This is a genomic window from Microlunatus soli (assembly GCF_900105385.1).
GTDB lineage: Bacteria > Actinomycetota > Actinomycetes > Propionibacteriales > Propionibacteriaceae > Microlunatus > Microlunatus soli.
The window spans coordinates 1,364,694-1,376,542 of the sequence record NZ_LT629772.1; the positions used below are offsets into that span (position 1 = coordinate 1,364,694).

Genomic DNA, 11,849 nt, shown 5'->3' on the forward strand with positions numbered 1-11,849 from the left:
ACAGTCGGTCGAGGGGGTCCGGGCTGGTGGCGATCGGGCGCCCCATCCCACCGTGGCCGATGCAGCCGATCTTCACCATCAGTTCCTTTCGTGGGCCGGCTCTGCCCTGCGCGTTCTGTCCGTCCCGAGTGCGCTCGCCGCCAACAGGACGCATCAACGCTCAGGCAAGAGCACTTAGCTATCTGCACTGTCTCGTACATTTGTCTGTAACGCAATCTTGACAGGCAATCGTACTGATGATTGGGTAGCTGCAACTGGGTTCCAGGCGACTCCAACGACGCATTCACCGCGAAGGAACGTGCCATGCCATCAGACATCTCACGGCCACACCGATCCGTCGGCCGGCGCAGCATCCTGATCGGCGGGCTCGCCACCGCGACAGCTGCTCTGTCGAGCTGCGACCTGCTGTCCCTCGAGCCGACCAGTCGGCCGACCCAGCAGCCGAAAGGCAACGAAGCACCCAACCTCGCCGCGGCCGTCAAGAAGGGGGATCTTCCGCCGGTTGCCGAACGCCTCCCACCCAAACCGATCGTCGTTCCTGCGCCGGCAATCGGCCAGTACGGCGGCACCTGGCACTCCGCCACGCTCGGCACCGGCGACGCCCAATGGTGGTGGCGGACCGCTGGTTACGAACCTCTCCTCCGGGTCGATCCGAACACCAGCGAGGTCGTGGCCAACGTCGGCGAATCGTTCGAGTTCGACTCTCCCGGCACCACCTTGACCGTCAAGCTCGTCAAGGGCATCAAGTGGTCGGACGGTGAACCGTTCTCCGCCGACGACATCGTGTTCTGGTGGGAGTCCTACGCCCTCGACCCCGATCTGTCTCCCGCCGGCCCACCGGAGTGGATGATCGTCGACGGCAAGCCCGGGCACGTGAAGAAGATCGACGATCTCACGGTCGCCTTCAGTTTCGAATCACCCAACGGCCTGCTCCCCTTGCGACTCGCTGACTCCGACGGCCAGCCGGTGACCGCGATGCCCCAGCACTACCTCAAGAAGTTCCACAAATCGTTCGCCGAGGACGCCGACGCACAAGCGAAGAAGGCCGGCCTGGACAGCTGGGTGGACCTCTTCCTCGCCCGGAGCGGGGAGTCGACATCCTTCATGGCCAAAGATCTTCCGGTGATCAAGGCCTGGACGCTGACGACCGATCCGGGAACCAGCGACGCCGTCGTCTTCCAACGCAATCCGTACTACTGGAAGGTGGACAAGGACGGCAGCCAGCTGCCCTACCTGGACAGGATCTCGATGGCGGTGCTGCAGGACATCCAGGTGATCCTGCTGAAGGCGACCAACGGCGAACTCGACTACCACGCACGGCACTTCAACCTTCCCGCCAACAAACCGACCGTCGCCAGCGCCGCAGGCCGGTCCGGCTACCGCGTCACCAATCTCGTTCCCGGCAGCATGAACGTCGGCGTGATCGGCTTCAACCTGACCACCAAGAACGCCGTGAAGCGACAGATCTATCGCAACAAGGACTTCCGGATCGGAATGTCCTACGCGCTCGACCGTCAGCAGCTCATCGAGTCGGTCATCCAACGTCAGGGCGAACCGTGGCAGGCAGCGCCGCGACGAGAATCGCGCTACTACGACGAGGAGATGGCCAAGCAGTACACCGAGTTCAACCTGGACAAGGCCAACGAGCACCTCGACAAGGCGTTCCCCAAGAAGGACGCCAAGGGAAACCGGCTGGGTCCCGACGGCAAGCCGATCGTGATCAACTTCCTCGCCGCCACCTCCGGTGGTGATCTTGAATCGCTCTACCTCGACATGCAACCGATCATGAAACAGCAATGGGCCAAGGTCGGCGTTCAGATCACCACCACGGCGATGGAACGATCCCTGTTCGGGGTCAAGACCGACAACGAAGCACAGGACGCGCTGATGTGGACCGGCTTCGGAGGATCGGACCTCACCTTACCGATCGACCCGCGGTGGTACGTCCCGCGCACGACCAGTCAGTCGAACTGGGCCAAGCAGTGGGTGCTGTGGGACAGCACGAACGGCGCCGACGGCGAGGAGCCGCCGGAAAGTGTCAAGGAGGCGTTCGCCTTGTACACCAAGGCGACCGGAAGCGTTGATACGAAGAAGCGGGACGACTACCTGAAGCAGATGCTGAGAGTCGCGAAGGAAGAGTTCTGGGTCATCGGCACGGTCAGCACCCCGGCGAGCTTCGCCGTCGTGTCGGACAAGTTCATGTCCATTCCGGACAGTCAGCCCGATGCCTGGCCATTCCCTCAACCCGGTCAGTTGCATCCCGAGACGTTCTGGCTCAAACCATGATCGCCACGGACCACCCGAGAAAGGTCTGCAGATGATCGCAGCCCACGGCAAGCTGAGCAGAATCCCGTACGGCGCCGTCTACTTCCGCAAGTCCAATCCACCCAGGACGGACTGGGAGCGCGACTACCAGGTGGCCGCCGACGACGGCATGACCACCTTCCGGCACTGGTTCATGTGGTCGGCCATCGAGACGGCGCCCGGCATCTATGACTGGGACGACTACGACCGGCAACTCGATCTTGCCGCCGCGAACGGCATCAAGACGATCATCGCCGAGATGATCACTGCCGCTCCGGAATGGCTCTACGCCCAACGCCCTCAGGGGCGACTCGTGCACGCGGACGGACGACCCTTCGAATCCCAGCTCGGCGGAAGTTCCTCGACCGGCGGGTTCCACGCCATGAGCTTGGACGACGACGTTGTCGCCGATGCTGCCGGTCGATTCCTCACCGCGTTGGTCACCCGTTATCGCGATCACCCTGGATTGGGTGGCTACGACGTCTGGAACGAGTGCAACTACCCGGTCGACTCCGGATACGGGCCGGCGACCATCGAACGCTTTCGAGATTGGCTGCGGGCGCGGTACGGCGAGCTCGCGACGCTGGGCCGCGCCTGGGGACGGTACAGCTACTCGGACTGGGATCAGGTACAACCGCCACACACCCTGGCGCCCTTCACCCAGTCGATCGACTGGCTGAACTTCCAAGCAGACAACGCTTTCGAGTGGATGACGTGGCGGGTCGACTTGATCAAGTCCCTGGACAAGAGCCACCCGGTCACCGCACACGGGATCGCCGCGTCGCTGGTATCGGCTGCCCGGAACGGCGCCGATGACTGGCGCTCGGCCGAACGGGTCGACAGCTACGGCTACACCTGGGTCGCATCTCGGCAGGGCGATGCCGATTGGCAGCAACTGCATGCGGTGGACCTGACCCGCGCAGCGTCGCGGGGAAAGGACTTCTGGCACGCAGAGGCGCAGGGCGGTCCCCTCTGGTTGCAGCCTCAGGTGATCGGCCGCCCGCTGGACGATGGTCGGATCACGACCGCCGAGGACCTACGGATCTGGAATCTGACATCGTTCTGCGGCGGCGCCCGCGGCCTGTTGTATCCCCGGTGGCGGCCACTGCTGAACGGTCCGCTGTTCGGTGCCTTCGGGCCGTACGGCATGGACGGTTCTCGGACCGATACCAGCGCCATGGCCTCAACCGTTGCCCGGTGGGCGAATTCCGACGCCACCGCGGGCCTCTTCGCGTCGGCACCGATCGGCGGCGAGGTGGGAATCGTCTACCTTCCGGAGGCGCAGACCCATGACCTGCTGCTGCAAGGTACGTCCGACACCTACACCAAGGCGGTACGCGGCGCGTACCGAGGTTTCTTCGACAACCGGATCCAGTCCGACTTCGTCCACATCGACGACATTGCCCAGTACCGACTGCTCTACCTTCCCTACCCGATCGCGATGTCGGCCGCACACGCGGACTCACTCGCCGATTGGGTTCACTCCGGCGGATCCCTGATCGTGGAAGGACTGCCCGGCTACTTCGACGACGCAGGCTGGGTCGGCACCCGGCAGCCGAATCACGGCTGGGACACGGTTCTCGGCGCACGCCAGGCCGACGTGATCTTCGCACCTGACCTGTTCCACGATCTGACGATCGAGGCTCCGACGGGCACGGTCCCGGTCGACGCCTTCCGTCAGTCCTACCAGGTGAGCACCGGCGTCGTCCGCGGGCATTTCAGCGACGGCGACGCAGCGATGATCGACCACGTCCACGGTGAGGGGCGAACCCGGCTGATCGGCTCCTTCCCCGGCCTGGGTTATCACGATCGCCCCACCGATGCAGGACGAGAGTTCTTCGCCGACTCCCTCGCCTGGGCCGGTATCGAGCAGCACGCATCGGTTACCGGCGCCGATCTGACGGCACGGATCTTCGACGGTCCCGGCGGTCGATTCCTCTGGCTGCTCAATCACACCCGCACCGACCAGCACGGCACCGTGCGACTTGCCGGTGCCTTCCTGCCGAAGGGTGAACCGACCGTCATCTGGGGTCGGGATCAGCCGTCGCTCGCCGCAGACGGCAGCCTTACCGTCCGCGTCGGCCGACGGGACGCCCTCATCCTCGAGATCGGATGACCTGTGCTGCGATTCATCTTCCGTCGAACGTTGATCATGATTCCGACTGTTCTGATCATCTCGTTCGTGTCGTTCGTCCTGATCCAACTACCACCGGGCAACTACGCCACCGCGCTGGCTTCGCAGATGGCTTCCAACGGTGAAACCCTCGACCAGACACAGATCGCTGCGATCGAAGCCAGGTACGGTCTGGGCGAACCGTTCCTCGTCCAATACGTCCATTGGATCGGTGGGATCCTGCACGGCGATCTGGGACGGTCCTTCGTCTACAACGCTCCGGTCTCGGGGCTGATCATGGACCGGTTGCCCGCGACTCTGCTGATCGCAGTGGTCACGCTGGCGTTCACCTGGCTGCTCGCCTTCGTCGCCGGACTGGTCTCGGCGACGAAACAGTACTCGGTCCCGGACTACGCCCTCAGCACCGTGGCGTTCATCGGTCTGGCCACCCCGAGCTTCCTGCTGGCGCTGATCCTGATGTACCTGGGGTCGCGCTATTTCGGGATCAGTGTCGGTGGTTTGTTCTCGGCAGAGTGGGCCGAGTCGGGGTGGAACCTCGGCAAATTGCTCAACCTGCTGTCGCACCTGTGGGCTCCGGTCCTGGTGATCGGGCTGGCGCACACAGCCGGTCTGTTCCGGATCTTCCGGGCGAACCTGTTGGACGAGGTGCCCAAGCCGTACACGATCGCGGCCCGGGCGCGCGGGCTGACCGAGCGCCGCATCCTGCTGCGCTACCCGGTTCCGATTGCCCTCAACCCCTTCATCTCCACGGTCGGCTGGATGATTCCGGCAGTGATCACCGGTGACATCCTGGTCGGCAAGGTGCTGGCATTGCGAACCACCGGCCCGCTGCTGCTCGAAGCGCTGCTGGCCCAGGATCCCTTTCTCGCCGGCGGGATCATTCTTCTCGTCTCCGTGCTCACCGTCATCGGCACCTTGGTCTCCGACATCATCCTGGCCGCCGTCGACCCGCGCGTTAGGTTGCGAACCGCATGACTGCAGCAGAGTCGACCGACAATCGTCGTCCGGATCACGTCGGCGCCGACGTCGACACGATCGAACCGGACGATCTGACAACCGATCTTGGTGCCGCTGACCTTGCTGCACTGCCGGAGGCGACGCCACGGCAACTCTTCTGGCGAGCGTTCACCAAACACAAGCTGGCGCTGCTCAGCCTGATCCTGATCGTGCTGGTCTACCTGGTGGTGATCTTCGCCGAGTTCCTGGCGCCCAGCACGGCCGAACATGTCAGGTCCGCCTACGCCCTAGCCCCACCACAGGTCGTGCACTTCTTCGGTCAGGACGCCAACGGCCACCAGGTGCTGATGTACGTCTACGGGTACAGCTCGACCGTCGATCCACAGACCAACGCCATCAACTACACAGCCGATCACAGTCAGCTGATTCCCGTCAGATTCTTCGCCGACGGTGATCAGTACCGCTTGTTCGGCCTGTTCCCGATGAACCATCACCTGATCGGCCCGGTCGACGCCAACCAACCGTTCTTCCTCCTCGGTTCGGACGTCAACGGTCGGGACCTTCTCAGTCGGGTGATCTTCGGGGCACGGATCTCGATGTCGATCGGTTTGGTGGGGGTAGCAATCGCCTTCGTCCTGGGAATCGTTCTCGGAGGATTGTCGGGCTACTTCGGCGGGCGTATCGACACCGTCATCCAGCGACTCATCGAGCTGCTGATGTCGATTCCGACCCTGCCGCTCTGGCTCGCGCTGGCAGCCGCGATGCCGCTCAGCTGGGGAGCCGTCAGTCGGTATTTCGCGATCACCGTCATCCTGGCCATTGTCGCCTGGACCGGCCTGGCACGGGTCGTCCGTGGCCGCTTCCTTGCGTTGCGCGGCGAGGAATACGTGATGGCCGCGCAACTCGACGGCAACAGTGTCTGGCGCACGACGATGCGACACATGTTGCCTGCCTTCAACTCCCACCTGATCGCTCAACTGACGTTGTCCGTTCCGGCGATGATCATCGCCGAGACCTCATTGAGTTTCCTCGGGCTCGGCCTGACACCACCGGCGGTGAGTTGGGGCGTCCTGCTTCAAGCGGCAAGCAGCATCCAGGTCATCTCTTCAGCGCCCTGGCTGTTGATCCCGGGCCTCGCCGTGGTGATCACCGTGCTCGCCCTCAACTTCCTAGGAGATGGACTCCGCGATGCCGCAGATCCGTACGGACACTGAACCACTGCTGCAGGTCCGAGACCTGCAGACCCACTTCGACCTGGACGGACGGACGGTCAAGGCCGTCGATGGCGTCAGCTTCGATATTCATCGCGGCCGGTGCCTCTGCATCGTCGGTGAGTCCGGATCCGGCAAGTCGATCACGGCCCGGTCCATCCTGAGGCTGGTCGAGCGCCCCGGTCGCATCGTCGGTGGATCGATCGTCTGGAACGGAGGCGACCACCCCGTCGACCTGACCGCCCTCGATCCGCGCAGTGCGACGATGCGGACCGTCCGTGGCAACGACATCGGGATGGTGTTCCAGGAACCGATGGCGTCCTTGTCACCGATGTACACCGTCGAACAGCACCTGATCGAGGCGATCCGGACGCACGATCGCCCGGTCAGCAAGGCCGACGCACGCGCCCGCGGCCTGGAACTGCTCGATCGGGTCGGGATCTCGCGACCCGAAACGCGGATGTCCAGCTATCCCTTCCAACTGTCGGGTGGACTCTGCCAGCGGGTCATGATCGCGATCGCCCTCTCGGCCGATCCTGCACTGCTGATCGCCGACGAACCGACCACCGCGCTCGATGTCACCACCCAGGCCCGGATCCTCCGACTGCTGGCCGGCCTGCAGCGCGAACGGGGTCTGGGGATGATGTTCATCACCCACGACCTGGGGGTGGTGGCCGAGCTTGCCGACGACGTGGCGGTGATGCGCCGCGGCCACGTCGTCGAGTCCGGCACGGTCGACCAGATCTTCCACGATCCGCAGCATCCCTACACCAGGCAACTCCTCGATGCACTTCCCCAGCGGTCCCCCGTGCCGCTGCGGACGACGGCAACCACTGAGCGCGCCTCGTCCGAACCCCTGGTCAAGATCAGCGGGCTGTCCAAGCGGTACACCGTGCACAGCACGCGGCTGTTCTCCCGCAAGGCAACCGAACACAACCAGGTGCTGAGCGATGTCGCACTCGAGCTCCAGCGCGGTGAGGTGCTCGGGCTGGTCGGTGAGTCCGGCAGCGGCAAGACGACGCTCGGCCGCTGTCTGGTGGGTGCCTATCCACCGGACGACGGATCGATCCGCTACTACGGACGCCAGGGAACACCGATCGAGGTCACCGAACTGGACAAGATGCAGCGTCGACAGTTTCAGCTGGAGATGCGGATGGTGTTCCAAGATCCGTACAGCTCGCTCAACCCACGCAAGACGATCCAGCAGATCATCGGCGATCCGCTGACCGTGCACGGACTGGCGAACGGCTCGGAGCTGGAAGACCGGGTGGCCGAGATGCTCACCCTGGTAGGACTCCCCCGACGTTACCTGCGGCGATATCCCCATGCCTTCTCCGGAGGTGAGCGGCAACGCATCAGCATCGCCCGTGCGCTGGTCGTCGATCCTGTCTGCGTCGTCGCCGACGAGGCCGTCTCCGCCCTCGACATGTCGGTCCGAGCGCAGGTGCTGGAACTGCTCGACGAGCTGAAGAGCCGCCTTGACCTCACCTATCTGTTCATCTCCCACGATCTGTCGGTCATCCGTTCGATCTGCGACCGGGTCGCGGTGATGAGCAAGGGCGACATCGTGGAGCTCGGCAGCGCGGAGCAGATCTTCGACGACCCGCAACACGACTACACCAAAGAACTGCTCGCGGCGGCGCCTGTTCCGGACCCGCGGCAACGCAAGATCATCCACTCTCGGAAGGACCAACCAGCGTGACCTCCTCACCCCCGGCCGCCAGGACCTCGACGGTCGACGGCGATCGCAACAAACCCGACCCGGTTTTCCCTTACGGTGCGGTGTACTTCCGCAAGTCCCATCCGATGGCCGATGAATTCGACCGTGACTATGCCGTTGCGGCGGAGGACGGCCTGAACAGCTTCCGACACTGGTTCATGTGGGGATCCATCGAGGTCGCCCCCGGGACGTTCGACTGGGACGAGTACGACCGCCAACTCGATCTCGCCGCGACGCACGGCATGACCACCGTGATCGCCGAACATGCCGCCTCGGCGCCGGACTGGGCGATCCGCCGGTTCGCCCATGCTCGCTACCAGCGCGCCGACGGCACCGTGGTCCATCCGCAGATGGGTGCTGCATCGGCGACCGGCGGGTTCCCCGGACTCTGCCTCGACAACGAGGACGCCAGAGCCGCCGCGGAGAACTTCCTCACGACGATGTCCGCGCGTTACCACGCACATCCGGGACTCGGCGGGTACGACGTCTGGAACGAATGCAACATCAACCCGGAGGTGTGCTTCTGTCCTGCAACGATCGGCCGCTTCCGCGAATGGCTGAAACAGCGCTACGCCTCGCCGGCTGAGGTCGGCCGGGCATGGCGCCGCTACGGGATCGCCGACTGGGAGGACATCGATCCCCCACGGGCCGTGATCGGTGCCTACCCGGACCAGCTCGATTGGCAGCAGTTCCGCAACGACAACGCCTATCAGCTGATGGCGTGGCGGATCCGAACGATCCGGGCCCAAGATCCTGACTGCAAGATCATCGCTCACGGCATCGCCGCCGGTCTCACCCGCCTGGCGGGCGGCGCCGCAGACGATTGGCGAGCCGCCGATCAGGTGCAGACCTACGGCATGACCTGGGGTTCCTCTCGGCACGGCGACGAACCGTGGAAACAGTTGCACGCCGTCGACCTCGTACGGTCCGCCTCCCGCGGCAAACCGTTCTGGCACGCGGAGTCGTATGCCGGGCCGTTGTGGATGCAACCACAGGTGATCGGCAAGCCCAGAGACGAGGGCCGGATCGCCAGCCCCGAGGATGTTCGGTATTGGAATCTCGCGTCCATGGCCGGCGGAGCCACCGGCATCTACTACCTCCGCTGGCGTCCCCTGGTCGACGGGCCACTGTTCGGCGCATTCGGCGGCTACACCATGGCCGGCGACCGCACCGACCGCTCGGACATGATGAGTCGCGTTGCCACCTGGGCCAATGCCGACGCCCAGCGCGGACTGTGGCAGTCCAAGCCGGTGACCGGCGACATCGGCATCGTCGTCGTTCCGGAGACCCAGATCTTCGCCTACGCCCAACAGAACGGGTCGGCGGCCCACTACACCGCGGCTGTGACCGGCGCCTACCGCGGCTTCGCCGCGCGCAACATCCAGCCGGACTGGGTGCACATCGACGATATCGATTCCTACCAGACGCTGTATCTGCCCTATCCGGTCATGCTCCGGTCGGACCAGCAGTCACGCATCACCGACTGGGTCCGCCGCGGCGGCCAACTCATCAGCGAGGGCCTGCCCGGCTACTTCGGCGATCACGGCCGGGTACAGACCGAGCGCCCGGGGTGGCTGGGTGAGCTGTTCGGCGCCGAGGAGGAGTACGTCGAATTCACCCCCGATCTGCTGGACGGCCACCCGCTCACCGTCGACGGCACGTCGGCTCGCGGCGGCATCTTCCTGCAGGCCTACCGTGCAGCGGGAGGTGAGCCTGTCGGGTATTACGGCGACGGCCGGATCGCGGCGATCGATCACCACCTGGGAGCGGGGCGGACGCGACTGATCGGCACCTTCCTGGGCGCCGGCTACGGCCACGCAGCCGACCACGGCGGCGATGCAGCCGGAGCGGGGCGGGTGTTCGGCGACCTGCTCAGCTGGACCGGTCGGCAGCAGCATGCGACGACCTCCGACGACCGGGTGATCGTCCGACTGCACGAGGGTGACGGCGGCCGCAGTCTGTGGGCGCTCAACCCCACCCGAGAGGCTGTCCGTACGACGGTTCTGCTCGGCGATCACCAGGCTCCGGTTTGCACAACCGACACGCTGTGGGGCGGCGAAGCGAGCGTCCGAGGCGACCGCGTGCTCGCGGTGACCGTACCCGCTCGGGATGCGACGGTCGTCAGGCTCGCCTGATCAAGCACCTGGTCTCCGGGCGGCTGGGACGTTCCGGCCGCCCGGAGCGCGGGACTGGTCAACCTGCCCGACAGGTAGCATGAGTAAGCAGAAGTAGCTCGGGATTGCGCTTGCCGATGGCTGGGGTCACGGCGTTTGCCGACCCGATCTGAGCCGAGGAAGGAACCATGACGATCGAACTTGAAAGCACGTCGCTGACCGACAGTCTGAGCGACGCTCTTCGGCATCAGATCATCTCCGGAGAGATCGCCCCCGGCGAGAAGCTCTCCGAGGCCTGGGTGTCGACCCGGTTCGCAGTTGCGCGTCCCACAGCCAAGGCTGGTCTGGACCGTCTGACCAACGAGGGCATCCTGCGGCGCGGGCAGCGCCGCAGTGCCGTGGTGCCCAAGCTCTCGGCATCGGACATCGCCGACCTGTATTACAGCCGAGAACCGATCGAGGCCAATGCGGTCACGTCGCTGGCTGAGAAGAGCGCGGTGCCACCGAAGGCCGAACGTGCGTTGACGTTGATGCGACTCGCTGCCGCGCAGGAGAACCACGCCGATCACACCGAGGCCGACATCTCGTTGCATCGCGCGTTGGTGGCGGCCACCGGCAGTGCCCGACTGGCTCGGATGCACGAGACGGTGATGGGTGAAACCCAACTCTGCATTGCGCAGGTCCGTGCTCAAGCGGGCGTCGACCTCCCTGCCCTCACCGAGCGCCATGCAGCGATTCTTGAGGCGATTCGGGTCGGAGACGCCGCTCTCGCCGTCCAAGCGCTGCTGGCTGATCTGCATTCCTGCCGAGACACCCTGCTGAACGATGTCGCTGCCCTGGACGACGGGGACGAGACCGAGTCGGCGTAGTCACCCGGGAGGGTCCGGCTCCGATCAGGGTCACTCCTCCGCAACGAGGCCCGCGGCCCGGATTCCGGCGGCACAGCACGCCGCGTCCTGCTCGCCGGTGCCGCCGCTGGCGCCGGCGGCTCCCAGGAGGGTGCCGTGTTGGTCGCGGATCAGGACCGCTCCGGGCTGGGCCAGGAATCGGCCCTGCGCGGTCGCGGCCAGTGAGGTGAAGAAGACCGGGTTCTCGGCAGCGCGCTGGGCCAGCACCGCACTCGAACTTCCCATCCCTACCGCTGCCCACGCCTTTCCGGTCGCGACGTCCATCCGGAACATGCTCGCCCCGTCCGCACGCTGCCCCGAGATCAGGTGCCCGGCGTCGTCGAGAACCACGACGGCCAGCGGAGGCACACCGTCTCGTTCCGCCGAAGCGAACGCACCGCCGATGATCTTGTTCGCGGCTGTGAGGTCCAGTCGTTCTGTCGTCTCGGCACCGGCCCTTTCGTCGGAAGTCGACTTCCCTACAACCGCATCATCGCCCGTCATCGGGTCCGCCTCTCGTTC

The 11,849-nt window shown here is 65.1% G+C and carries 8 protein-coding genes; 7 read left to right on the forward strand and 1 reads right to left on the reverse strand.

Translation table 11 applies throughout. From position 1 onward, the window contains the following. Positions 1-303 precede the first annotated feature (303 nt). The 7 genes from BLU38_RS06415 to BLU38_RS06445 all read left to right on the forward strand — a co-directional run bounded on the left by BLU38_RS06415 (position 304) and on the right by BLU38_RS06445 (position 11,309). Positions 304-2,286, forward strand: a complete 1,983-nt coding sequence (locus BLU38_RS06415) for an ABC transporter substrate-binding protein (RefSeq protein WP_091521637.1) — start codon at positions 304-306, stop codon at positions 2,284-2,286. Positions 2,287-2,317: 31 nt separating this feature from the next. After that, positions 2,318-4,420, forward strand: coding sequence for a beta-galactosidase (locus BLU38_RS06420; RefSeq protein WP_172836083.1), 2,103 nt, complete (start codon positions 2,318-2,320; stop codon positions 4,418-4,420). Positions 4,421-4,423: 3 nt separating this feature from the next. Then, on the forward strand, positions 4,424-5,413 hold the full coding sequence (locus BLU38_RS06425; protein WP_091521642.1) for an ABC transporter permease: 990 nt from the start codon (positions 4,424-4,426) through the stop codon (positions 5,411-5,413). Beyond that, positions 5,410-6,609, forward strand: coding sequence for an ABC transporter permease (locus tag BLU38_RS06430; protein ID WP_091521645.1), 1,200 nt, complete (start codon positions 5,410-5,412; stop codon positions 6,607-6,609). Before BLU38_RS06425 ends, BLU38_RS06430 begins: the two co-directional genes overlap by 4 nt. Then, entirely contained in the window at positions 6,572-8,308 is a 1,737-nt protein-coding gene (locus BLU38_RS06435; protein WP_091521649.1) for an ABC transporter ATP-binding protein, read from the forward strand. Before BLU38_RS06430 ends, BLU38_RS06435 begins: the two co-directional genes overlap by 38 nt. Continuing rightward, entirely contained in the window at positions 8,305-10,461 is a 2,157-nt protein-coding gene (locus BLU38_RS06440) for a beta-galactosidase (protein WP_197680022.1), read from the forward strand. The genes BLU38_RS06435 and BLU38_RS06440 overlap by 4 nt, the downstream gene beginning before the upstream one ends. Before the next feature lie 167 nt (positions 10,462-10,628). Further along, the gene (locus BLU38_RS06445) at positions 10,629-11,309 is read left to right on the forward strand and encodes a GntR family transcriptional regulator (protein WP_091521651.1); all 681 of its coding nucleotides are present in this window, start codon (positions 10,629-10,631) and stop codon (positions 11,307-11,309) included. Positions 11,310-11,339: 30 nt separating this feature from the next. On the opposite strand, the gene BLU38_RS06450 is transcribed toward BLU38_RS06445, so the two are convergent. Then, the gene (locus BLU38_RS06450; protein WP_091532041.1) at positions 11,340-11,831 is read right to left on the reverse strand and encodes a GlcG/HbpS family heme-binding protein; all 492 of its coding nucleotides are present in this window, start codon (positions 11,829-11,831) and stop codon (positions 11,340-11,342) included. Between the last annotated feature and the right edge of the window lie 18 nt (positions 11,832-11,849).